This is a genomic window from Metaplanococcus flavidus (assembly GCF_042675885.1).
GTDB classification, from domain to species: domain Bacteria; phylum Bacillota; class Bacilli; order Bacillales_A; family Planococcaceae; genus Planococcus; species Planococcus flavidus.
The window spans coordinates 62,547-87,330 of record NZ_JBHTKI010000007.1; the positions used below are offsets into that span (position 1 = coordinate 62,547).

Below are 24,784 nucleotides of genomic sequence, written 5' to 3' on the forward strand. Positions count from 1 at the left end.
CAGCTTATTGCGGGAGCCAAGGTGTGCCCATACGAAGATGGCACCTCCTTTGCGACGAGCTTGCGCAGGAGCATAATCTTTGTTTTGGCCCTTCTGCGACGAGCAGTGCGCAGGAGCATATTCTTTACCCTTGTCCATAGCGCCAGAGCGATATAGAAATCCTAATTCTATATTTCAACATATATAAAATTATTTCTTACAAATACTCTTTTTCAATCGTCCGCGTACTCCGGACAGTATCAATCGGGCGCACCATATTTTCTATGCGATCGCGCTGTACTTCAAGGAATGGCGGAAGACTCAGCTTTTCGCCAAGCGTTTCATATGGCTCATCCCCGAGGAAGCCTGGTCCATCGGTTGCCCACTCAAACAAAATCCCCGGTGCCACTCGTGCATAAAGGGATTCAAAGAAAAAGCGGTCGACATAGCCGGAAGTGCCGAAGCCTGCCGTTTGCATATGATCGATCCATTCGTTCAATGCTGCTGTGTCATGCACACGGAAAGCAGTGTGATGGACCGTGCCGAACCCTTGCTGGCCGGCTGGCAGGATAGCGTTGTATTCGACGATGACTTGTGCACCGTTTCCGCCCTGGCCCATTTCGAATAAATGCAACGCACCTTCTTTTTCAATTTCCCGCATGTTCATCACTTTTTCCAGCACTTCTTTCAGGTAATCGAATTGCGCAATGCGGATGTGCATCGGTCCCAAACCGGTGATTGCGAACTCGAGCGGAACGGGTCCATTTTGCCATGGCGTGCCTGACTCTACCCCTTCATTGAGTTCATCTGACACAAGCATATACTGTTGATCATCGAAATCGGCGAAAGAAAGGGTGTTCTTGCCGAATAGATCTTTGATGCCGGTATGCTTCACTTCGTATTTATCAAAGCGTTTGATCCAATATTCCAGTGCCGCATCTGTCGGTACACGGAATGAGGTCTTATAGATTTCATTCGTGCCGTGGCTGCCTTTGGGGATTCCAGGAAAATCGAAGAATGTCATATCGGTTCCTGCTGACCCCTTATCATCGGCAAAGAATAAATGATAGGTCTGGATATCGTCCTGGTTGACGGTTTTTTTAACAAGGCGCATGCCCAGTACATAGGTGAAAAATTCGTAGTTCTTTTCTGCACTGCTGGTGATTGCGGTTACGTGGTGGATACCTTTTAATTCATTCATTATTGATTCTCTCCTTTAAGGTTATCGTTGCTATTATCTCGAAGTAAGGATAATTTCCCATAAAATTTTTTAGACTTTCATTGCCTGATAACCCACTTTTTTCAGATCGCTGATCATCGCTTCGGTTTCATCGTCATTCAAGCCCGAAAATAATTCATCGATCTTCGCTTCATGTTCCGGCCAGATCCGGTTCATCAAACCATTGCCTTCATCAGTCAGTTCTGCGTAGGTGACTCTGCGGTCTTCCGCGCATTCCGAACGTTTGACATAATCTTTTGCTTCGAGCTTGTCGACTACATACGTAATGCTGCTGCTGGCAATCAATACTTTTTTGCCGATAGCTTGAATCGGCTGTCTGCCCTGATGATACAGCAGTTCCAGTACGGAAAATTCGGTAGGATTAAGGCCATTGCTTGCTGCATCGCTTTTAATCACTTCACGAATGGCATCAGCAGCCCGGATAATGACAGTGACGGCTTTTAAATTGCGGTTCAGCACTTCCATCCTTTTCACCTCATATTATTTGTAATTCATATATCTTTAATTCGAGATAAGTATATCATGCTGAAATTTAACTGTCAACAGGACTGCTTCCCTCCCTGGTACTTCTTTTAACAATTCTCCCGCGAACTCAAAAGCTTTTACTACCCCTCCTCCGCAAACCTGTGTATAATTTGGGGTAATCATATAGAACAAAAATGTTTTCTAGGGTTCCGCAAGCTGCTGCTTGGCCTGGTCCGAGAGAAAACGCACAGCTTGCTGTGACACGGAAGGACAAAAGCCTGGGAGAAACTGTTTAACAGTGGCTTCCCAGGCTTTTTTATTTGGAAACAGGAGGTTTCAGCATGAATATTGAATGGACAAAAGTGTATATTGCGGCTTTTTTCGAAGTTTTCTGGGTCATTGGCCTGAAACATGCGGACGGCTTCTGGCCATGGAGCGGAACGATACTGGCGATCATCATCAGTTTCTATCTGATGATCATGGCAGGAAAAAAGCTGCCGGTCGGCACGGTTTATGCGGTTTTTGTCGGCATAGGGACAGCCGGAACCGTACTGTCAGAAATTCTGTTTTTCGGTGAACCGCTGCAATTGGCGAAACTATTGCTGATTGGTGTATTGCTTGCTGGAGTCATCGGATTGAAATTGGTTACCGATGATCATCCCGAAAAAGGAGTTGAAGCGTGATGGCCTGGATGTTTCTTGTAGCCGCTGGTGTCTTTGAAATGGCCGGCGTGGCAATGATCAACAAATGGCATTTGGAACGGAATTGGCCGGCCTTCCTGCTGATGTTGTTAGGATTCGGACTCAGTTTCATCTTCCTGTCACTGGCGATGCAGACGCTTCCGATGGGAACGGCCTACGCAGTGTGGACGGGAATCGGTGCGTCCGGTGGCGCGATCCTCGGCATGCTTTTTTACAATGAAGCAAGAGACTGGAAACGCATCCTTTTCATTGCCATGGTGCTCGGTTCTGCAGTCGGTTTGAAAATGGTTTCCTGAATTCAATTTTCATCAAAAAAGAAGGCTTCCGGCAAATTCCGGAAGCCTTCTTTACTTTTGCCGAGAAAGTTATCAACCAACGCGTAAAGAGTACATAATATCTCTTCTTTTCCACTAGCTGCGTTTGTGTGAAGCGATGGTCATATATCTTCTTTTCATTTCTTCATAGCGCTCGCGATTGACTCCTGCATCTGAATAGCCGACACGAGAGGCTGAACGAAATTCGATCTGTCCATCATCATCGTTAAAGTAGAATTCAAGATCGTCTTTAAACTTGAATGCCTTTGATTTGGCAATAGCATAGACATAATTCTGTTCTACCTGAACAATATCCACCCCTTCATAACCTTTCAGCATACCGATCAAACATTTTTCCGCTTCCTCCCGGCTTCCTGAGTAGGGAAAGGCCGGCACATATTTATCCTCAGCTTTCGTTTGGGAGGAAACAGCGTTCGGTGTTTTCGGCACTTCTTTCAACTGTCCGTCTTTCACTCCCAGCTTGGGTTTGATGTTGTTCTTAATGGCCATATTGGCAACAGCGATTCCTGCAACAGTTACAGCGCCGAAAATCGCTATTTTTTCAGCAGGCAATTCGCCGGCTCTCGCTTTGTTGAAGGTTTTCACAACCGGCTGATTCATAAGATTATCGACATACACTTTTTTGCCGATTTTCACCAGTACTTCACTATAGGTCGGATAAGGATGAATGACACCCGATAATTTACCCATATTGATATGAAGCGATTTAATCGTCTGGATCTGGCTGATGATTTCCCCTGCACGGTCTCCCAGTATACTTGCACCAAGAATGTAGCCTTTTTTATCCAGGATAACCTTCACGTGGCCGATGCTGTCTTTTTTCGTGTTGGCCCGGTCGATATCAGCATAATCATGTTCATAAACCCGGATGTCTTCTCCGTATTTCTCACGTGCTTGCTCTTCTGACAAACCGGCCCTGCCGAGTTCAGGATCCGTATAAGTGCACCATGTCACCTGTTCGTAATCGATCTTTTTATTGATCGGTAAAATGGCATTTTGTGTGGCAGTGATGCCCTGATAATTTGCCATATGCGATAGCTGGTATGGTCCCACGACATCCCCGATGGCATAAATCCCTTTTGCGCTCGTTTCCATATGATCGTCCACCTGGATACTTTTCGAATCATAGTTTACACCAGCTGTTTCAAGGTTGTAGCCATCCACATTCGCTTTGCGGCCAAGTGCCACCAATAATCCTTCGTTGGTAATCGTCGTTTCCTTGCCATCCTTTTCGATAACCAGATCAATTTTCTCACCGTTCTGTGCAGCTTTGACTGCTGTTGCAGAAGTATGGATCGTCACCCCTTCATCCAGCAGGCGCTGATGAATCAGCCGTACCTGGTCTTCCTCATCTTTCGGCAATATTCTTTCGGATTTCTCGACGATTGTCACACGGACCCCAATCCGGTTCAATGCCTGGCTCAATTCAACTCCAATTGGCCCACCCCCCAGAATGGTCATTGTCTTGGGGAAGGTTGTCAGGTTAAAAATGGAGTCATTCGTCAAATACGACGCCTTATCAAGCCCTTCAATCGGCGGCACCAATGGAGATGAACCGGTAGACAGGATGATCTTCTTCGCTTCAATGCGCTCGCCTTCAACTTCCACAGTGTGGGTGCCGACGAATTTTGCATAACCATTGATGAAATCGATGCCCGACTCTTTCAAAACTTCCGGGGATTCACCTGCATAAACTTTTTGGATGATATCCTGTATATCTTTCAATACAACTGCTGTATCGACTTGAAGATCCGGTGTGTATTTTTTTGCATGATGGACTTCTTCAGCAATATTGATCAATGATTTACTGGGAATGCAGCCTGACCAGGTACATTCTCCACCCGGCAGGTTTTTGTCGATCAGCACTACTTTTTTTGAAAATCCCGCAGCTGTAAATGCAGCTGTCAGACCGGCGGCACCCGCTCCAATTACTGCTATGTCGTATTTTTTTACCATCTATACCATTTCCTTTCTGTTCCTTTACTCACTGTATTTTAACCATACAGTTTGAATACCTGTTCTTATTTTCCCTCGAGTTGACGCAACAAATCCTATACTATGTCTTTTGCATTAAAGCAAAAATACAGGTTTGAATTTCAAAGTTATACTATACTGATATTATCTTTAAACGAAAAGGTGATTCTATGCTGGATACTCATGCACGAAAATATATTCAGCCTGTAATCGAAAAAACGGCTGATTTTTTACTGAAACGGGGCTTTACAGCTGATGGCGTAACAAAAGCTGCCTTCGCAGTCGGAATCTCTTCCGGTGTTTTCATTTATCTGGACCTTCCTTTCCTGGCTGTATTGGCTCTGTGGATATCCGGTTATTTGGATGTAGTGGACGGAACCATGGCCCGGAAAACAAAGCCTTCCTCCTGGGGAACCCTGTTGGATATCAGCTTTGACCGCCTAGTGGAAATCTCCGTTATTTTAGGGTTGGCATTCCGATTTCCCGAATCGATGTGGGCATTGTTGCTGTTGAGTGCATCCATCATTATAGCCATGACTGTGTTTCTCACTGTGGGCGCCCTGTCCGACAAACAAGGAATGAAATCCTTTTATTACCAGGCCGGACTCACTGAAAGAACCGAAGGGTTTATTCTCTTTACCCTAATGATTATCTTTTCAACATATTTAACTGCCATTACTCTGATTTTTTTGGCCATGCAAATCATTACCATTTTCCAACGCATGACAGAAGCAAGAAAAATTTTAAAATAGATGGGAGGTGGTTTAGTGAAAACTCTAGTCCTGGTTGGAGGTGGGCATGCTCATCTGCATTGCCTTGAGCAGATGAACAAACAATCACTTCCGGGATGGCGTGTGCTTTTAATTTCTTCATCCGTCCATCAATATTATTCCGGGATGTTTTCCGGATTTACAGAAGGCGTTTATACTTTGGAGGATATAAGGATTGACCTGAAGCGGCTGTGCGAAAAAATTGGTGCAGATTTCAAAGCTGACCGAATTGTTTCGATAGATCCACATTCCAGGCAACTGACAGGTGCTCACGGCTCTGTTTACGGCTATGACCTTGTATCTTTTGATATTGGCTCAATAACTGCTGTGCCACAGGGTTTTCAACAACAAATTTCAACAATAAAGCCGAATCATCTTTTTCCGGAGCAACTAATGCGGATCAGGGAGGCTGTATCCCCGGTCATTGTAGGTGGCGGCGCATCGGGGATTGAGCTGTCGTTTTCGATTCATGCCTGGAGAAAACAGCGACAGCTTCCAGCGAATGTTGTCCTTTTGAGTTCCACTCCCCTTCTGCACAGCCAGGGCAATGGGGTGGCGGATACCATCGAAGCGATAGCAGATCGTAAAGCCCTGCCATACTATACGGGAGAAAAAGTTGAACAAATTGACGACGATAGAGTTTACACACATAATGGCCGGTCGTTTCCACAATCCGATGTCCTGTGGTTAACCGGTCCGAGCAGTACGGACCTGTTCAAGTCTTCGGGTGTGCCGACAAATCACAGGGGTTTTCTTCTCGTCACCAATCAGCTGCAAAGTGTGGAATACCCGGAAATGTTTGGAGCGGGAGATTGCATCTCTATTGAAGAAAATCCAAACCTGCCCAAGAACGGTGTTTATGCAGTCAGGCAAGGTCCGATCCTGTGGCACAATCTTATGAACAGTGCTGTTTCCGATAAACTCAAATCCTTTAATCCCCAAAAACGATATCTGTCCATTCTTTCTACAGGTGACGGTGAAGCTTTATTAACTTACGGAAAACGCCGGATCCACGGAAAACTGCCCTGGCTGATCAAGCAGACAATTGACCGCCAATTCATGAAGCGATACAAAAAGCTCTATGAATAAAATGCGGAATACATAATGGGGTTTAGGTTAATTGGCATAACTTTAGGGTATAGGAAGAGCAATACACGAATGAAATGAAGGAGGAAAAAGAATGGACTTAACAATGTGGCTGTGGATCGCACTCGCAATTCTTGTAGTAGGACTAATTATTGCAGGCATCGGAGTGGGTATGTTTGTAAAAGGCATGAAGGAACCGATGAAAAAAATTAAAGGATCGGCAAACAACCTGAAAGAGCGAGTCGATAAGTTAAACTTGGAGGCATCAAGCCTCACACACACGACTACTGAACTGCAGGAAGAAATTGCAGTGAAATCCGAAAAAGTAAGTGTTCTTACTGACGCCATCAAAGGCACCAAAAATTCGCTAATCGATTTAAATGCGTCCGTGCGGTCGGTTACAGACAAAATCGTCTACCGGGCGGAACATGACCGGGAAAATGTACGGCAGGTCAAGAAAATTACCTCTACCACGGAAGACATCCTCCACTTGCCGGAGAATCTGCAGACACTCAATCCGGATGCTTCAAATGAAAATTACGATACTCTATATTTTGGAAAAGTACGCTAATCCAGATCAAAAAGGCAGCCTAAGCCGGCTGCCTTTTTTTGATGGAATGCTTTTAGTGAATATATACGAAGACGTGTTTAGTTCTTTTCAAAAGGTGGAAAACCTTTTATTAACAATGTCTTTTTGCTTAAGGAGTAATTTTATGCGTGACAAAAATATTGGAACAGTATTTTATGTTTCTTTCACTATAGTCATCGCCCTGGTTTTGACAGGCATCTTTATTCCTGAAGTCCTACAGCAATGGAGCAGCGCAGCATTGACATGGGTACAAAAAGGTTTTAGCTGGTTCTATATGTTGATCATGACATTTTTTGTAGTAATGGCACTCTTTCTTGGATTTGGGCCTTACCGGAAAATGCGTCTCGGTAAATCAGATGAGGAGCCTGAGTATTCATTCTACACTTGGATCGGGTTGATTTTTGCGGCTGGCATGGGTGTGGGTCTTGTATTTTACGGAACAGCTGAACCTATTCTCCATTACACCAATCCGCCGCCCGGTACAGAAGCGGAAACCGTGGAAGCGGCGAGAACTTCCCTGAAATACAGTGCCTTTCACTGGGGGCTTCAGCCATGGGCCGTTTACGCCACGGTGGGACTGGCAATCGCCTTCATCAAATTTCGGGAAGGCTACCCGGTTCTTCTCAGCCAGGCCTTCCGTCCATTGATCGGCGACAGGGTTGAGGGGTTCGCTGGAAAAACGATCAACATTGTGGCGGTCATTACAACAGCTATCGGTGTTGCCACAACTTTCGGTTTGAGCGCGCTGCAGGTCACCGGCGGCATTTCTGAAGTGTTTCCTGTGCCAAATTCAACAGCCACTCAAATGACTATCATCGCAGTCATCTCTGTTCTGTTTATGATTTCTGCATTATCCGGTGTCAATAAAGGCATTCGGTATTTAAGCATGGTCAACCTGGCCATTGCAGGTCTACTATTACTCGCCGTTATCATTCTCGGACCGACCGCCTTTTTGTTTGAGAACTTTACAACGGCAATCGGCTCCTATTTAGGCAATTACATCGAACTCAGTCTGACACTTGCACCCTATTCCGATGAAGGCTGGTTCGGCGAATGGACCATCTTCTTCTGGGCATGGGGCATTTCATGGGCACCCTATGTCGGGACATTCATCGCCAGGGTATCGCGCGGGCGTACTATCCAGGAATTCATCATCGGTGTGCTTGCAGTGCCTTCCCTACTGGGCATTTTATGGTTTACGGTATTCGGCGGCACAGCGATTGACCAACAGATTAGCGGCGTCGCTGATATTGCTGGTCCCAGCCAGGAAAATCAGGAGCTTGCCCTATTCCTGATGCTGCAGAACCTGCCCGGAGGATTAATCCTTAGTATCATAGCTTTGTTGCTGATCATTATTTTCTTTATCACATCCGCTGACTCGGCCAGTTATGTACTCAGTACATTAACCTCAAAGGGGGCCATTAAGCCCGGCAAAGCAATCCGACTTACCTGGGGCATTCTGATCGCCGCCACTGCAGCAGCACTGCTGTTGAGCGGTGGGCTTCAGGCTCTCCGATCAATAGCAATCATCACTGCGCTGCCGTTTTCAATCATCATATCTGTTATGGCCTTTTCACTCATCAAAGGTCTTAAAAATGACAAAAACCGAAAAGAGTGGAAAAAATGACTGCTCAGCAAGCTCTTTCTTTCTACTAGATTACTTTCAATTAAGTAAAAATAAAGCTCATTACATCAGTTAATGAAACTAATGTAATGAGCTTTTCTATAACCTTTAAGACCCTCAACAATTTTGTGTAAATAAGTAAATCCTATTCTTGTCTGTTTACTATATTAACTGCAAGACCTGTTCTTTCGTGGGAAGGGAAGAAATGGCCCCTTTTCCGGTAGTAACCAAAGCTCCACTGGCGTTTGCAAACGCCAGTAATTCCTGGTGATGTTCACTTACTATGTCCTCCAGATTGTCCTGTCCTGCATTCAACTTCAGCAATTGGTACAAGAACCCGCCAGTGAACGCATCTCCCGCCCCCGTCGTGTCCTCCACTTTCACAGCATATCCCGCGGATGAATATTTTTGATCCTGTACATATAGATCTGCCCCTTTCGCCCCTTTCGTTAACACCACTACCTTTACATCCCCGGTGAACAAAGTTGCAATTGCTTTTGATTCATCCGCAATACCTGTGATAAACTCCAGCTCATCATCGGAGATTTTGACAATATGGGCCATCGGAATAAATTCCAGAATGGTCTTCCGGCATTCTTCCGGAACGTCCCACAGAGGCAGACGCACATTTGGATCAAAACTGATAACGCTGCCCCGCGCCTTGGCTGCTCCAATCGCTTTCACATGTGCTTGTTTCATCGGGCTTTCGACTAAATCCACAGAACCAAAATGCAAAAAATCCCCTTGTTGGAACCAGTCGTCATTTACTTCTGAGTCTTCAAGCAGCAGATCTGCAGAAGGGTTACGGTAAAATGAAAAGTCGCGTTCACCGTTTTCCAGCAAGGATACAAAGGCAAGTCCGGTATTCGCCTCCTTGGTTCTTACAATCTTATCTGTTTTCACACCGTTTTTTGTCAGTTCTTCCAAAAGAAAATCACCAAAGGCATCTTTCCCTACTTTGGTGATCAGTGAAGCGGTTCCGCCAAACTTGGCAACTGCGGCTGCCACATTTGCAGGAGCACCGCCAGGAACTCGCGTAAAAGAAACCACGTCTTTTAAGGCGATTCCTTTTTGGTGGGGGATAAAATCTATTAATATTTCGCCAATAGAGAACAAATTTCCCATTCAGCACATCTCCCTCTTTGGACTTTCATCTATTAATAGTCCCACTTTACTGCTTTAAACGCCGCAGAACCACCTGTTGCATAAAACCGGATTTCCTGGCTTCTGATATCCGGGAAAATCCGGGCGGTAAACACTTCTTCTCCATCGTCCACAAAAATCTCCACGGAGGAAGAATCAACAAACAAATGAAACTTGTGAGCATCCCCAACAATTTGGCATTTTCTTTCTGTTCCATACTTGCTGCCAATCACTTTGCCCGAAAATGTGCGGTCCAGTATGATTTTCCCCTGGACTGCATCATATTTGATCACCGTTTTTTCTTCAGAACCAGCACGGATTTCTATGCCATATTCCAAGGCGTCTCCTTGTTCAAACTCACAGACAAGCTCATATGTGATCCCTGAGAATCCTTCATACGTTTTCTTTTCATCCCAAATTTCATCTTGTGCTTCGATTTTGTTTTTACGGAGTGACTGAAGTTCCGGAACAGGTTTTTGTATCAGTTTTCCATCGTGAAGCGATAATTCTCTAAGGATGGTCAAGCAGTTTGCCCATCCATTTATATCGCTTGGGTACTCGATTTCAGGCAAACCCATCCAGGCGACCATAAGACGTCTGCCATTTGGGTCCTTCATGGTTTGCGGGGCATAAAAATCAAAACCACGATCGAGTTCGATAAAATCTCCGTGAGTCAATTCCCGTCGTTGCAGATCGATTTTCTCGCCAACCACGTAACCCGCCTGGTAGATATTTTGATAAAGATCTCCAACAGGCTCCAGTCCTTGCGGAGAGAAAATCAGGATCCCCTTATCCTCCATTTCAAAATAATCCGGACATTCCCACATAAAACCGAAGTCATCCAGGTTTGTGGCCAGTTCTCCTTCAAATTTCCATTCCAACAAGTCCGATGAACTTAATAAGCAGACCCCCCCTGTTTTATCGGTTCTTTGGGCACCTATAACCGCATAAAATTTTTCATCCTCTTTCCATAATTTCGGATCGCGGAAATGCTCGGTATATCCTTCTGGAACTTTATCGAGAACTGATTTTTTCGATTTAATGATATTCCCGTCATCATCCATCAGGGCTATACAGAGATAAGGATGTCTCTCGAGATTCTCATCCCGGGTATTGCCTGTGTATAACAGATACAAGTTTCCGTTATGCTCAACCGCACTTCCCGAATAGGCGCCGTGGCTGTCGAAATACTCGTCCGGCTTAATGGCAATCCCGACATTCGTCCAGTTTACAAGGTCTGTTGATTTGGTATGGTACCAATATTTCAAGCCATGAAAAGGCCCTAACGGATGCCATTGATAATACAAATGATATTCACCATTGTAAAAACAGAAACCGTTCGGATCATTGAGAAGGCCGGAAACCGGTTGGATATGAAACGTTTGCCGCCACGTACAGCTATTTACCCTTAAAATCAACTTATCTATATCTTCCTGGTTGACCTGATCGAGACGGATATAACTTTTCCCCCGTGGTAATTCCATTTTATTTGTACTCCTTTCTTGTAAAAGTAAAAGCAACATTTTCCTTGCAGCATGTACCGAAAAATTATCTTGTAATGAACCCTTCCCCCGGCCAAAAGCGTTTATTGAACCGGTTCCATGAATGGCTTTAAATAGATGCTGTTCTTGCAGTGGTTGTTAAATGAAGTTAATCGCTGAATCCATCAATATACAAGATATTTTTTAATTCTGCGTGGAGTATATGAGGGGAAGCCAATGCTCGTGACAACAATGGCTGTTTTGTCTGAGGGTTAAAAGAACTGCTGCCTGGTTTTCCAGGTTTGTAATATGAGGGTGGCATTCGCTCGCTTCATTCCCAGGAAGGGTTGTCATCCATTTTTGTGAAAATGGTAACAATTCACTCGAAATGTAATCGCTTACACACTTAAATTATATTCCCCCTTTAATTTATTTGCAACGCTGGCTCCTTCAATAATCTGGGATTCTGACCAATTTATGAGCGGATTGTGACGACTTTCAACAAGGTATTTGCTGTATCTTAAATGCTAAAATAAATTAATCAAATTATTTTGATTTAATAGTTGAAACTGAAATTATTATAAGGTATTATTGATATATCAAATAAATTTGATATATTCGAAAGTGAGGGATGGTTTATGTCTGCTGTTTCCGTTGAACCTTTAAAGAAATCCGATGAGCTTGAGAAGCTGGCTATGAAATACAAAGCGTTGGCAGATCCAAAGCGGCTCGAAATCCTCAATAGAATTTGTATGAAAAAAACCGCCTGTGTCTGTGATCTGACAGATGAAATGGATCTCCCACAGTCAAAACTATCGTATCATTTGAAAATCCTGTTGAACGCCGGGTTATTGGATAAGGAAACTAAAGGTACATGGAGTTTCTACTCGATCAATCAGAAAGAAATGAACCGGTTGATTTCCAACCAGATTTGCAATGTCATCACGCCTTCCTGTTAAAGGAAGGCTCCACTTTAACTTTATACATCAAAAAAAATTGATGAAGGAGCGGAAAAAATGAAAAACTCACAATTGCCAGTAGCTATAATCGGTGGTGGACCTGTCGGAATGGCTGCAGCTGCTCAGCTTGCAGTAAAAGGACAAGATTTCATGTTATTTGAGGCAGGGTCTGAGCTTGGTGCAAACTTTTTGGATTATGGACACGTACGATTGTTTTCCACCTGGCGCTATAATATGGATGCTGCAGCTAAACAATTGCTTCAGAAACATGGAATTTCGCTTCCGGATGAAGAGCACCTTCCGTTGGGGCGTGAAATCGTTACCGAATACCTGAAACCTCTTGGAGAATTGCCGGAAATGACCCCTTTTATTCATTTGAACAGCAAAGTGGTCCATATTTCCAGAAAAGGCCTGGATAAGATGAAAGACCGTAATCGGGAAGAACTTCCCTTCCTGCTGGTCATTGAACAGGATGGCAGACACATCGAATTTGAAGCGAAAGCAGCCATAGATGCTACAGGAACTTGGCGCAATCCAAACCCGCTGATTTCAGGCGGGCTACCGCTAAATGATGATTCCATTCATTTCCGTCTGCCTGATATTCCAGGGAAAGACCGAAGAGCTTTTGCCGGAAAAAATATAGCAGTTGCCGGAAGCGGCCATTCCGCTTTCAATTCGCTGTTGGATTTATTGGAACTGCAAAAAACGGCACCTGAAACCACCATTACATGGATTGTACGAGGTGAACTCAAACCTTCTCTATTTGGTGGCGGTGCTTCCGATCAGCTTGCTGCCAGAGGCGAACTGGGAACTCGGATAAAAGAGATCATAGACCAAGGGGGAGTTAATCTTATCCCCGAGTGTTTCATACGGAAAATCGAACGCAATGAGGATGGAAAAATTTTGCTGACAGCAATCCAAAAAGACGCCGAAAAAATCATTGGCCCTTTTGATGAAGTGATTGCCAATACAGGATCCCGTCCAGATTTTTCGTTTTTAGGTGAAGTCCGCTATTCATTCGACTCTTCCCTGGAAAGCGTCTCGGCTCTGGCTCCACTGATAGACCCGAATGTCCATAGTTGTGGAACTGTTAGGCCGCACGGTGAAAAGGAATTACGCCAACCAGAAAAGAATTTCTATATCGTTGGAGCGAAAAGTTACGGGCGAGCCCCTACTTTCCTGTTGGCTACCGGTTATGAGCAAGTCCGGTCAGTCGTAGCTTATTTAACAGGAGACCAGGAAGCAGCAAACAGAGTGGAATTATCACTGCCTGAAACAGGTGTCTGCAGTTCCCGGTCTATTCCAGTAAATTTGATTGGAAAACCAAGTGTCGCTTGCTGTTAAAGCACGTTGACAAGAAGGCTTCTTACCAGAAGCCTTCTTTCTATTTTACTGTGTGCATAATCATCAATTAAATCAAATTATAACCCAAAATTTTAGTTTACATAATAATAATATAATAACATAAGTAATTACTTATGAGTGATGTCAGGTCCCTTCCCTGTTGATTTTAGCCGAAAAAAATACCCCCCATTACGGGAGGTATTCCACATCACTCTTTAACTTGTTTCAAGTAAACTTCCTGTACTTTTCCGTCCGTAGACTCATCAAGTACAAATGAACCGTTCGAATAACGGTCTACCGGTTTGAGATTCGCTGCAGGCAATGTCAGACGAATATTTTTGGTTGTCTCCAATATTATCTCTTCGCCGCCTGTTACTCCGTGAATTGAAACGATCCTATGGGGATTCGATTTCAGTTCACGTAACATCACAACTCCGCGCTTGGCTCGGCTGCCGGTTTCAAATTCGTTGATACGCATCTTTTTGGCTGCCCCGCGCTGTGTTACGAGAACAAGATCCTGCTTCACTTCTGAATCGATCAGAATCGCTGATATGGCCACATCTTTATCTTTCAGATTAATGCCTTTGACTCCCCCAGTACGGAGGCCAGTCAACGGAACTTCTTCCATTGGGAACCGGACGCCATAAGCATGGTTCGTGCCAATGAACAGTTCGTTTTCTTTAGTAACAAGTCCTGCAAAAATCATCGCATCGTCTTTTTTCAGATTCATCGTCTTGATTGCACGTGAGTAACGCTGAACTTTATAGTCCTGCAAAGCAGAGCGCTTGACCTGGCCCAGCTTCGAAACCGTCAGGATACTGGCATCTGCATCAAAGTTTTCAAAAGGATAGACGGCCAGAATCGATTCGTCGGATTCCAATTGGACGATGCTGGATAAATGCTGTCCAAGATCCTTCCATTTGATATCCGGCAACTCATTGATCGGCTGATAGACAAAATTTCCTTTTGTCGTGAAAATCAATATAGTGTGCTGAGTATTCAGATTCGCTTCGAACAAGAGGTGATCCGATTCCTTCATCGCAAAATCCCGGCCGTTGGAAGCTGCATGGCTTCTTGTGCTCGTTCTCTTCACATAGCCTTCTTTGGTTACTGTCACAACCACTTCTTCGCTTGGAATCATCACTTCGCGTGTGATTGTAATTTCTTCAATTTTGTCCTCTATAACCGAACGACGTGGTTCTGCAAACTGTTTGCGTACACCGGCCAGCTCTTTTTTGATGACATTCTTTAATTTCGTCGTGCTTGTCAGGATGCCGGTCAATTCATCAATCAGTTTTTTTAACGCCGTTTCCTCTTTCTGCAATTCCGTGATATCTGTATTGGTCAATCTGTATAATTGCAGGGAAACGATGGCCTCTGCCTGCGCTTCAGAAAATGAAAATGATTCGATCAGGTTATTTTTAGCGTCGCGCTTGTCTTTTGAAGCACGGATGGTTTTGATGACTTTATCCAGAATGGATAAAGCTTTCATAAGCCCTTCCACAATATGCATGCGGTCTTTGGCTTTATGAAGATCAAATTCCGAGCGTTTGGTCACGATCTCTTTTTGATGTGCAATATAAGCATCGAGCAGCGTTTGCAGTGTCATCATCGTCGGACGGCGTTTGTAGATGGCAACCATGTTGAAATTATAGCTGACCTGAAGATCTGTATTCTTATACAAATAATTCAGGATACCCGCTGCCTGAACATCTTTTTTCAATTCAATGACGATGCGCAGACCGCTGCGGTCCGACTCATCGCGGACCTCGGAAATGCCCTCAAGTTTGCGGTCAAAGCGCTGATCATCAATTTTTTTGATCATCGTGGCTTTATTGACTTCAAAAGGAACTTCCGTAATGACAATCTGCTCCTTACCGCCTTTCAGCGGTTCAATGGCGGCTTTTGAACGGACAATGATCTTGCCTTTACCTGTTTCATAAGCTTTTTTGATGCCATCAATACCCTGGATGATTCCGCCTGTGGGGAAATCGGGCCCTTTGATGACTTTCATCAATTCATCAACAGTGGCATCCGGATTGTCCATTCGCATCAATACAGCGTCCAGCACTTCATGCAGCGCATGCGGCGGAATATCCGTGGCATAACCGGCGGAAATACCGGTGGAACCATTCACCATCAAGTTCGGGAAACGGGCGGGCAGAACAGTCGGCTCCATATCGGAATCATCAAAGTTTGGAATGAATTCGACAGTCCGTTTATCGATGTCACGCAGCAATTCACCTGAAATGGCGGAAAGACGCGCTTCTGTGTAACGCATCGCTGCAGGTGAATCCCCGTCCATCGACCCGTTGTTGCCGTGCATTTCCACGAGCATATGGCGTATCTTCCAGTCCTGGCTGAGGCGCACCATCGCTTCGTAGACGGAACTGTCACCGTGCGGATGATAGTTGCCGATAACATTACCGACAGTTTTTGCCGATTTACGGAACGCTTTGTCATTGGTATTGCCTTCGTGGTACATCGCATACAGGATGCGGCGCTGAACCGGCTTCAAGCCGTCACGCGCATCTGGCAACGCCCGGTCCTGGATGATGTATTTACTGTAACGCCCAAATCGATCGCCGATGACTTCTTCCAATGGCAGATCTTGATAACGTTCGATTTGCGTCATACGAGTTCCTCCTCAGCGTGGATCAGGTCGTTCTCCAGAATATTGCTGTCTTCTTCCATACCAAAGTCGACATTATTCTCTATCCACTTTCTTCTTGGTTCAACTTTATCGCCCATCAATGTTGTAATGCGGCGTTCAGCGCGGGCGCCGTCTTCAATGGTGACACGGATCAATGTACGCGATTCCGGGTTCATCGTCGTTTCCCATAACTGGTCTGCGTTCATCTCCCCGAGACCTTTGTAGCGTTGCAGCGTATAGCCCTTGCCAACTTTTTTCGTCGAGGCTTCAAGATCAGCTTCTGTCCAGGCGTAATCGACCACTTCTTTTTTGCCGATTCCTTTGGATACTTTATAAAGCGGTGGCAATGCAATGAAGATTTTTCCTGCTTCAATCAGAGGTTTCATGTAACGGAAGAAGAAGGTCAACAGCAACACCTGGATATGGGCTCCGTCTGTGTCCGCATCCGTCATGATGATGATTTTATTGTAAGCAATGTCGTCTATTGAAAAATCAGAAGAAACCCCGCCGCCGATCGCGTGGATGATTGTCGAAATCTCTTCGTTTTTCATGATTTCCTCAAGTTTTGCTTTTTCCGTATTGACCACTTTTCCGCGCAGCGGAAGAATGGCCTGGAATGAGCGGTCACGGCCCTGTTTCGCAGAACCTCCTGCAGAATCACCCTCCACCAGATACAGTTCATTTTTCGCTGCATTGCGCGATTGCGCAGGAGTCAATTTGCCGGACAATAAAAGATCGGATTTTTTGCGCTTTTTGCCATTTCTTGCGTCTTCACGTGCTTTGCGTGCGGCCAGGCGTGCCTGTGATGCACGAATCGCTTTGCGCACCAAAGAGGCACTGAGATCAGCATTTTCTTCCAAAAAGTACATCAGCTTCTGGGATACGACCGCATCTACGATACTTCGTGCCTCACTTGTTCCCAGTTTGCTTTTGGTCTGCCCTTCAAATTGAAGCAAAGCTTCAGGAATCCGGACAGAAACAATCGCCGCTATCCCTTCACGGATATCAGAGCCTTCGAGGTTTTTGTCTTTATCCTTCAATAAATTGATTTTCCGCGCATAATCATTGAAAACACGTGTCATTGCCGCTTTTGCGCCAGTTTCATGCGTACCGCCGTCACGTGTCCGGACATTATTGACAAACGACAGAATCGTTTCGGAGTAACCGTCATTGAACTGGAATGAAAATTCGACTTCCAGTTCATCCTGTTTGCCTTCGATATAGGCAACTTTATGGAGAACGTCTTTTTCTTCATTCAGGTATTCGACAAATGCTTCAATACCGGTTTCATAGAAAAATTCCGCGTATTGCTCTTCATCGCTCCGTTTATCGGTAAGTTCAATCTTCAAACCTTTTAACAGGAATGCAGACTCGCGCAGCCGTTCACTCAAAGTTTCGTAATTGTATTTTGTAGCGGAAAAAATGGCCGGGTCGGGGCGGAAATGTATATTCGTTCCACTTTCCTTTGTCGAGCCGATCTCTTCCAGTGTGGTGGCCGGCTTGCCGCCGTTTTCAAAGCGCTGACGGTATTTTTTGCCATCCCGGTAGATTGTCACTTCCAGGTGTTCTGACAATGCATTCACTACCGACGCACCAACCCCGTGAAGCCCTCCACTGGTTTTATAGCCTCCCTGCCCGAATTTACCTCCGGCATGAAGAACCGTCAAAATAACCTCAGGCGTCGGCTTGCCGCTGCGGTGCATACCTGTTGGCATGCCGCGGCCATAATCCCGAACGCTGATGCTATTATCTTCGTGTATAGTGACACTGATCTTATCGCCGAAACCGGCCAATGCTTCATCAACAGAATTATCGATGATTTCATAGACCAAGTGGTGAAGTCCGCGTGTATCCGTGGAACCGATATACATACCTGGACGCTTTCTAACGGCATCTAAGCCCTCGAGTACCTGGATCGCTTCTTCGTTGTATGCCGTATTCTTCGTTTTAGCCATCTAATTCCCTCCAACAAACATCTGTTCGCATATCTCTATCTTTTAATCGTATCGATAAGTCCGGCATCTGTCAATATCCATAGAAAAAGAGCGCCAGGCGCCCTTTTCCTCTTGCAGCCCTATTTAAGGATGGCGTGTTCGACTTTGATGCAACGGTCCATTATGACCGTATAACCAAGATCGGTTAAACGTTTGAAGACATTATCATCCACAACATTCAATTGGGTCCAGAAAACCGGGCTATCGATTTCGGTGAATTCTTCAGCCAGCTCTTCCAGAAATTCACTGCGCCTGAAAACGTTGACGATATCCACTGGCTCGGGAATATCTTTCAGCGAAGCATAGCTCTTTTCGCCCAAAACTTCATCAGCAGCCGGATTAACAGGAATGATCCGGTAGCCTGCCTTTTGCATCGATTCTGATACCATATAGGATGTTCTGTTCGGATTGGGACTGAGTCCTACTACAGCTATCGTTTTGGCATTGTCCAAAACTTCTTTGATCACTTCGCGCGTTGGATTATTCAAGTGGATCACCTGTCCTTTTTATTCTATCATACACGATATTCTCGCTGTTTCATAAAAATCCTGCAAGTATTGTTCACAAATCTTGTAGCGTGTTAAACTTAGATTACTAAATAGAGAGATTAAAAGGAGTCTGTTATGGAAATATTGCTTCCTGTGTTATTGGCCTACTTACTTGGCTCGATCCCTTCTGCATTATGGGTCGGCAAAATATTTTATAATACCGATGTACGCACTAAAGGCAGCGGAAATCTTGGCGCCACCAACACCTTCCGGGTGCTTGGCAAAACTGCAGGACTGATTGTCACCATCCTGGACATTCTGAAAGGTACTGCGGCAACCCTCATTCCCTTCTTCATCGATACGAACATCCACCCTCTTGTTTTCGGGCTTATCGCTGTCGTGGGTCATATGTACCCGGTGTTCGCAAAATTCAAAGGCGGGAAAGCTGTCGCTACTTCCGGCGGCATCCTGTTGGGCTATCAATGGCCGTTGTTTCTCGTTGCAGTTGCAGTGTTGCTCATCGGCCTGAAAATCACCAAGATGGTATCGCTGTCTTCGATGATCCTCGCTGTAGTTGCTGTTATTTATGCCATCATCTATGCTGTAAATACTGGAGACTATCCATTCCTCGCCGTGATTCTGGTGCTGGCAACATTTATCTTTTACCGCCACCGGGCGAACATATCGCGAATCCGGGCGGGTACAGAGCCTAAAATCAAGTGGTAAGATCGGTTTACAACCTGTAATCTGAAAGGACGTGTTGCTTGATGGAAATTAAAATCAGTGAAGATGCTTTCAAATGGTTCCAGGAAGAAATGGAAGTCGCGGAAGGGGAAGCCGTACGATTTTATGTGCGGTACGGTGGATCTGGATTGCAGCCCGGTTTTTCACTGGGGGTTACAAAAGACCAGCCCGATGAAACTGCTGCAGAAGTTGAAAAGGACCAAGTCGTTTATTTTGTCGAACAGAAAGACCTCTGGTACTTCGACAGCCACAATCTCACAGTAACTGTGAATGATGAACTCGATGAATTGGATTATTCATACGAATAAAGCAGGAAAGCCGGAAAGAAGAGTCAAATCTTCTTTCCGGCTTTTTGAGTTCATATTCAGATTTTACTGCGCTTGTTTATAAGTGGCCTATTTTCTCTCCAGTTTATGGAGCTGTTCAAGCATATTTTCTGCTTCCAGAATGAATCTCTGCCGGTCGCCGAACAGGTCAAAATGGGGATAGTTTCCGCGCAGGTCCAACCATTCGGGACGAAGACCATATTGCAGTCCCCAATCCTTCAATTTAACCAAATCGCTGCAGCCGACTTTCGTCACGGTGCTGCAGCCGGGAAACCGGTCATCGATCCAGTAATGGGTCAGGAAAGAAATATTGCCTTCTTCCACGTCCACTTTCCACCGGTTCAATTCTGCTCTTCTAATTCCGAACGCCATATTCTTCCCTCTTTTTTATTTCTTCATATTTCTCGTGCCATTCCGGGTAAATTTTCTGCAAAGAAACTGGCCGGAAATTCTCTTTCTTCACTACGACGTGTTCAGACGTTGCTTTTGCTGCCAATGTTCCATCTTCGTGCAGCACTTCGTAACCATATTTTGTCCGTAATCGCCCGTGCTCTTCCACCCACGTTTTGATGATTGCTTTCTGGCCATAGCGCAAGGCTGCTTTGTATTGGATGGAAATATCGGTAACCGGAGACAAATAGCCCTGGCTCTCCATTTCCGCATAGGTGAAACCGACGTCTTCAATTAATTTCGTTCTGCCGATTTCCAACCACACCAGGTAATTGGCGTGATAAACGACTCCCATCTGATCTGTTTCCGCATAGCGGATTTCTATTTCTTTTTCACTGATATGCATTCCAGTTTCACCTCTAAAGTAAGTATACAGAATCCCGTTGTTATTTTCTAAAAGAAAAGACTGTCGATATACATCATCTACTTCAACCATTTCGCTGCAGGCGGACGCGTTCCGCGGGGAGCTGCCTGAGTCTCCTCGTCGCTTCGCTCCTGCGGGGTCTCAGGACTAGCTCTATTTCCCGCAGGAGTCGCCGCCTGCTGCTCCATTCACTTTGTGACTTAAACTAAATCACTGGTCACTTAACTACTTAAAATATTTTCTAGATTCTTATATTATGGAAAGTTATTTTAGATATGGAGCAAAACAGCGAAGAGTTGAACGAAGCCTGCGAGGGCAACTCTTTGCGACGAAGCTAGCGCAGCGATGCAGGAGCACAGGGTTTAATTAGCTCAGCGCAAGCCAAATAAAAAACCGTGCTCCTGCAGTGCTACGCACTTCGTCGCAAAGGCATTATCCTCGCAGGCGTCGGCTAATGCCTTCGAAGCTGTTTTGCGGAATATCGGTTTATTCAATAATATTTAAAAGCAAGACAAAAAGGCTACCCGAGGGCAGCCTTATTTATTTTTCTATAGGATTCTGAAATTATACTTCCAATAACTTATTGCGAAGCACCATTTGCAGGATGCCGCCGTGGCGGTAGTAATCTACTTCAACTTCAGAGTCGAAACGTGCAAGAACATTAAACTCTGTCACTTTGCCGTCTTCTGCTGTAGCAGTCACTTTCAGAATATCACGCGGTTTAACGTTATCCGATAAGTTGACTGAGATCGATTCGTGGCCGGTAAGACCAAGAGAATCAGCACTTTCACCATTCAGGAACTGAAGTGGCAGAACGCCCATCATGACAAGGTTAGAACGGTGGATCCGCTCGTAGCTTTCAGCGATGACCGTTTTGATGCCCAGGAGGAATGTCCCTTTGGCAGCCCAGTCACGTGAAGAGCCCATGCCGTAATCTTTTCCTGTCAGGATTGCAAGACCAGTGCCCTGTTCCTGATATTTCATGGCTGCATCGTAAATCGCCATTGTTTCACCCGTTGGCCAGTAAGTTGTGTAGCCGCCAGTTGTTCCTGGTGCCACCTGGTTACGGATACGGATATTAGCGAATGTTCCGCGCATCATAACCTGGTGGTTACCGCGACGAGAACCATACGAGTTGAAATTGCGTGGTTCCACGCCGTTTTCACGCAAGTATTTGCCTGCCGGCGTATCTTTGCCGATAGCGCCTGCCGGTGAAATATGGTCCGTTGTGATCGAGTCAGCGAATTTCGCGACTACACGCAAATCAGATAACGGTTGGATCGGTGCCGGTTCTGTCGACATATTTTCGAAGAACGGCGGGTTTTGGATATATGTTGAATTATCATCGAAATCGTAAAGCGCGTCGTCATTCGTTTCAATGGCATTCCAGGCTTCGTTTTCGCTGAATACATGCTCGTATTCTTTGCGGAACAATTCCGGAGTCACTGTTGAATGAACAACATCTTTGATTTCGGCTGTTGTTGGCCAGATATCTTTGAAGAAGACATCGTTGCCGTTTTTGTCCTGTCCGATTGGATCCACTTCAAAATCGATATCCACTGTACCTGCAAGTGCATAAGCAACAACAAGCATCGGTGATGCAAGGTAGTTGGCTTTCACTAACGGGTGGATACGGCCTTCAAAGTTACGGTTACCAGAAAGAACAGAAGAGACAAGCAAGTCGTTGTCCAGAATCGTATCTTCGATTTCAGGAAGCAATGGACCCGAGTTACCGATACAAGTCGTACAGCCGTAACCGACAAGGTTAAAGCCGATTTGGTTCAAGGAATCAAGCAATCCTGAATCCTGTAAGTAACCTGTAACAACTTTCGAACCTGGCGCAAGTGAAGTTTTCACATATGCAGGAGGAGTCAGTCCCAAATCGACCGCTTTTTGCGCGACAAGACCAGCACCGAGCATAACGTATGGATTCGATGTGTTCGTACAAGATGTGATTGCTGCTATAGCCAGTGAACCGGTTTTCATTTCAACGGAACGACCGTCTTTGAAATCAACAGTCGCTGTTTTGGCGATTTCAGCATCATTAAGCGCAAAACCGTGTGGGCCTTCAGGCGCTGTAACGGCTTTGTTGAATTCTGTTTTCATTTGAGACAATGGGATCAAATCCTGCGGACGTTTCGGCCCTGCAAGGTTCGGTTCGATTTCAGAAAGGTTGATTTCAACCATATCCGTGTAAATCGGATCTTCATTCTCAACAGTGAAGAACATATCGTTCGCTTTCAAGTATTCTTTCGTGATTGCGATCTGCTCTTCAGTACGGGCAGTCAGACGCATATAATTCAATGCCTCTTCATCAACCGGGAAGAAACCGCAAGTTGCGCCGTATTCTGGCGCCATATTGGCAATCGTAGCACGGTCAGCAAGCGGTAAAGTTGTAACACCAGTTCCGAAGAACTCGACGAATTTACCAACTACACCTTTTTTACGCAATGTTTCAGTGACTTTAAGCGCCAAATCTGTTGCAGTTGCGCCGTTTGGCAATTCGCCAGTCATTTTCACACCGATAACTTCCGGAATCGGGAAATAAGATGGCTGTCCAAGCATACCGGCTTCCGCCTCGATGCCGCCAACGCCCCAGCCAAGTACGCCGATGCCATTGATCATTGTCGTATGGGAATCCGTACCAACCAATGTATCCGGGAACGCTTCGAATGTGCCGTCTGCATTTTCAACTGCATGGACGACATTCGCCAGATACTCAAGGTTAACCTGGTGAACGATACCTGTAGCCGGTGGCACTGCACGGTAGTTGTCATAAGCTTTTTGTGCCCAGTTCAGGAACTGGTAACGTTCCGCGTTGCGGTCAAATTCCAATTCCATGTTGATGCGAAGTGCATCTTCAGTACCGTAGTTGTCTACTTGTACAGAGTGGTCAATGACCAGGTCAACCGGAATTTCCGGATTGATCTTGTCAGGGTCTCCGCCAAGTTTCGACATTGCAGAACGCAATGCTGCCAAGTCAACTACAACTGGAACTCCAGTGAAATCCTGCAAAATTACGCGGGATGGTTTGAATGGAACTTCAGCTTCCTTGTTGGCATTTTTGCCCCATTTTGCTAATTCTTCAACGTGCTCATCTTTGATCACATATCCGTCATGCTGGCGCAATACGGATTCCAATAGAACTTTGATTGAATAAGGAAGGCGTGATACTTTCGCGATTCCTGCTTCTTCTAGTGCAGCTAAACGATAGTAATTATATGTGTTGCCGTTTAGCTCAAAAGAAGTACGGCTGTTGTGCAAACTGCTTTTTGCCATGTCGTGTTCCTCCTTTGAATCTTCTGAAAAGGCCTAAAATAGTTCTTTTCTCCAATACCATCATAACGAAATCCCATGCATAAGTAAATTACATTAAAATTATGGAATGTGATAAGTTTTTCTAATTACTGATTTGTTTGTCCATTGATTTTGCTTAACGTGTCTTCCAACTGTTTAAAATGCCTTTTTTCATGAAGCCCGACAAATGGGAACCATTGGATCAGCGGTACTTTACCGAAAACCGGATGGGGCAATGATTTGGATTTCAAAGTTTCCTTTGAAGCATTATCGAAAATCTGATTCAGCTGGTTGCGCGATGTTTCCAGTCTGGATTTCATCTCAGCTAAATCAATAAAGTCTGCTGAAGGCTGCGTATAGGAAGGCGCATCGACTTTGATGGTTCTGCTGACTGTCAATTGAATCGGTTTTTTCACCGCTTTTTTACTGCTTCCCCGCTCCAGTTCTTTTGCTATGTTCCTTGCAATGACGTTTTCCATCAATTGTAGGTGATCCAGGATTTGCATCGCCGACCATTTTCCCTCTGCTGGCTTGTGATTCAATTGGTCATCAGAAAACCTTTCTGCTGATTCCAGAATGCGTCTTCTGATTCTTTCATTGTCTTCTTTGAACATGTTCCCTCCCCTTTCTGCTTGGATAACCAGCCTTACTCTTTCCATACCCTGTTTTTGCAGGTACAACTCACTGTTTTTCGTTACTTCTTTCCATATAAGTATGAACGATTTCATTTTTCTTGTCGACTTGTTTTGAACTTTCTGTTATGACCTTATGTATTAAA

22 protein-coding genes and 1 riboswitch are annotated in these 24,784 nt (G+C 45.1%); of the genes, 10 read left to right on the top strand and 12 right to left on the bottom strand.

All coding sequences use genetic code 11. The features are described from left to right. Positions 1-196: 196 nt before the first annotated feature. Complete coding sequence (locus ACFQ1X_RS04200; protein ID WP_144840269.1) at positions 197-1,180, bottom strand: ring-cleaving dioxygenase; 984 nt, start codon at positions 1,178-1,180, stop codon at positions 197-199. Between the two features lie 69 nt (positions 1,181-1,249). Further along, positions 1,250-1,684, bottom strand: coding sequence for a MarR family winged helix-turn-helix transcriptional regulator (locus ACFQ1X_RS04205; protein WP_144840268.1), 435 nt, complete (start codon positions 1,682-1,684; stop codon positions 1,250-1,252). 190 nt (positions 1,685-1,874) lie between these two features. Further along, positions 1,875-1,971: riboswitch (guanidine-I (ykkC/yxkD leader) on the top strand. A 54-nt stretch (positions 1,972-2,025) separates the two neighbouring features. Between ACFQ1X_RS04205 and ACFQ1X_RS04210 the strand changes: the two genes are divergently transcribed. Further along, on the top strand, positions 2,026-2,367 hold the full coding sequence (locus tag ACFQ1X_RS04210) for a DMT family transporter (protein WP_379081494.1): 342 nt from the start codon (positions 2,026-2,028) through the stop codon (positions 2,365-2,367). After that, positions 2,367-2,681 (top strand): DMT family transporter, encoded by a 315-nt coding sequence (locus tag ACFQ1X_RS04215; RefSeq protein WP_144840267.1) that lies wholly within the window; start codon positions 2,367-2,369, stop codon positions 2,679-2,681. The genes ACFQ1X_RS04210 and ACFQ1X_RS04215 overlap by 1 nt, the downstream gene beginning before the upstream one ends. A gap of 114 nt (positions 2,682-2,795) precedes the next feature. Here the strand turns inward: ACFQ1X_RS04215 and ACFQ1X_RS04220 are convergent, their stop codons facing one another. Beyond that, entirely contained in the window at positions 2,796-4,676 is a 1,881-nt protein-coding gene (locus ACFQ1X_RS04220; RefSeq protein ID WP_144840266.1) for an FAD-dependent oxidoreductase, read from the bottom strand. A 188-nt stretch (positions 4,677-4,864) separates the two neighbouring features. On the opposite strand from ACFQ1X_RS04220, the gene ACFQ1X_RS04225 reads away from it, so the two are divergent. The 4 genes from ACFQ1X_RS04225 (at position 4,865) to ACFQ1X_RS04240 (ending at position 8,766) form a co-directional block, all read left to right on the top strand. Then, a complete protein-coding gene (locus ACFQ1X_RS04225; protein WP_144840265.1) occupies positions 4,865-5,446 on the top strand; it encodes a CDP-alcohol phosphatidyltransferase family protein in 582 nt (193 codons plus the stop codon). A 15-nt stretch (positions 5,447-5,461) separates the two neighbouring features. Then, positions 5,462-6,553, top strand: coding sequence for an FAD-dependent oxidoreductase (locus ACFQ1X_RS04230; RefSeq protein ID WP_144840264.1), 1,092 nt, complete (start codon positions 5,462-5,464; stop codon positions 6,551-6,553). A gap of 91 nt (positions 6,554-6,644) precedes the next feature. After that, entirely contained in the window at positions 6,645-7,121 is a 477-nt protein-coding gene (locus ACFQ1X_RS04235; RefSeq protein WP_144840263.1) for a DUF948 domain-containing protein, read from the top strand. A gap of 142 nt (positions 7,122-7,263) precedes the next feature. Further along, positions 7,264-8,766: a BCCT family transporter gene (locus ACFQ1X_RS04240; protein WP_379081500.1), complete on the top strand. Its 1,503-nt coding sequence runs from the start codon at positions 7,264-7,266 to the stop codon at positions 8,764-8,766. 159 nt (positions 8,767-8,925) lie between these two features. Here the strand turns inward: ACFQ1X_RS04240 and ACFQ1X_RS04245 are convergent, their stop codons facing one another. After that, positions 8,926-9,888, bottom strand: a complete 963-nt coding sequence (locus tag ACFQ1X_RS04245) for a carbohydrate kinase family protein (protein ID WP_144840261.1) — start codon at positions 9,886-9,888, stop codon at positions 8,926-8,928. Between the two features lie 32 nt (positions 9,889-9,920). Further along, positions 9,921-11,390 carry a glycoside hydrolase family 32 protein gene (locus ACFQ1X_RS04250; protein WP_144840260.1) on the bottom strand — a complete coding sequence of 490 codons (1,470 nt, stop codon included), beginning with the start codon at positions 11,388-11,390 and terminating at the stop codon, positions 9,921-9,923. A gap of 635 nt (positions 11,391-12,025) precedes the next feature. Here ACFQ1X_RS04250 and ACFQ1X_RS04255 point away from each other — a divergent pair. Together ACFQ1X_RS04255 and ACFQ1X_RS04260 are read left to right on the top strand one after the other, a co-directional pair. Next, on the top strand, positions 12,026-12,346 hold the full coding sequence (locus ACFQ1X_RS04255; RefSeq protein WP_379081503.1) for an ArsR/SmtB family transcription factor: 321 nt from the start codon (positions 12,026-12,028) through the stop codon (positions 12,344-12,346). Between the two features lie 57 nt (positions 12,347-12,403). Next, on the top strand, positions 12,404-13,690 hold the full coding sequence (locus tag ACFQ1X_RS04260; protein ID WP_144840259.1) for an NAD(P)-binding domain-containing protein: 1,287 nt from the start codon (positions 12,404-12,406) through the stop codon (positions 13,688-13,690). 208 nt (positions 13,691-13,898) lie between these two features. Here ACFQ1X_RS04260 and parC read toward each other — a convergent pair whose 3' ends face one another. From parC to ACFQ1X_RS04275, 3 genes are all read right to left on the bottom strand, one after another. Beyond that, on the bottom strand, positions 13,899-16,325 hold the full coding sequence (parC, locus tag ACFQ1X_RS04265) for a DNA topoisomerase IV subunit A (RefSeq protein WP_144840258.1): 2,427 nt from the start codon (positions 16,323-16,325) through the stop codon (positions 13,899-13,901). After that, positions 16,322-18,298 carry a DNA topoisomerase IV subunit B gene (parE, locus tag ACFQ1X_RS04270; RefSeq protein ID WP_144840257.1) on the bottom strand — a complete coding sequence of 659 codons (1,977 nt, stop codon included), beginning with the start codon at positions 18,296-18,298 and terminating at the stop codon, positions 16,322-16,324. The genes parC and parE overlap by 4 nt, the downstream gene beginning before the upstream one ends. Positions 18,299-18,417: 119 nt before the next feature. Further along, complete coding sequence (locus tag ACFQ1X_RS04275) at positions 18,418-18,831, bottom strand: CoA-binding protein (RefSeq protein ID WP_144840331.1); 414 nt, start codon at positions 18,829-18,831, stop codon at positions 18,418-18,420. A 129-nt stretch (positions 18,832-18,960) separates the two neighbouring features. Here ACFQ1X_RS04275 and plsY point away from each other — a divergent pair, with 129 nt between their 5' ends. Both plsY and ACFQ1X_RS04285 read left to right on the top strand, forming a co-directional pair. Next, positions 18,961-19,551, top strand: coding sequence for a glycerol-3-phosphate 1-O-acyltransferase PlsY (gene plsY / locus ACFQ1X_RS04280; protein WP_144840256.1), 591 nt, complete (start codon positions 18,961-18,963; stop codon positions 19,549-19,551). Positions 19,552-19,592: 41 nt separating this feature from the next. Continuing rightward, positions 19,593-19,877, top strand: coding sequence for a HesB/YadR/YfhF family protein (locus ACFQ1X_RS04285; protein WP_144840255.1), 285 nt, complete (start codon positions 19,593-19,595; stop codon positions 19,875-19,877). An 87-nt stretch (positions 19,878-19,964) separates the two neighbouring features. Here ACFQ1X_RS04285 and ACFQ1X_RS04290 read toward each other — a convergent pair whose 3' ends face one another. From ACFQ1X_RS04290 to ACFQ1X_RS04305, 4 genes are all read right to left on the bottom strand, one after another. Next, positions 19,965-20,267 (bottom strand): hypothetical protein, encoded by a 303-nt coding sequence (locus ACFQ1X_RS04290; protein ID WP_144840254.1) that lies wholly within the window; start codon positions 20,265-20,267, stop codon positions 19,965-19,967. Further along, on the bottom strand, positions 20,251-20,691 hold the full coding sequence (locus ACFQ1X_RS04295; RefSeq protein WP_144840253.1) for an acyl-CoA thioesterase: 441 nt from the start codon (positions 20,689-20,691) through the stop codon (positions 20,251-20,253). Before ACFQ1X_RS04295 ends, ACFQ1X_RS04290 begins: the two co-directional genes overlap by 17 nt. A gap of 582 nt (positions 20,692-21,273) precedes the next feature. Beyond that, positions 21,274-23,988: an aconitate hydratase AcnA gene (acnA, locus tag ACFQ1X_RS04300; protein ID WP_144840252.1), complete on the bottom strand. Its 2,715-nt coding sequence runs from the start codon at positions 23,986-23,988 to the stop codon at positions 21,274-21,276. Between the two features lie 125 nt (positions 23,989-24,113). Next, entirely contained in the window at positions 24,114-24,620 is a 507-nt protein-coding gene (locus ACFQ1X_RS04305) for a DinB family protein (protein ID WP_144840251.1), read from the bottom strand. Between the last annotated feature and the right edge of the window lie 164 nt (positions 24,621-24,784).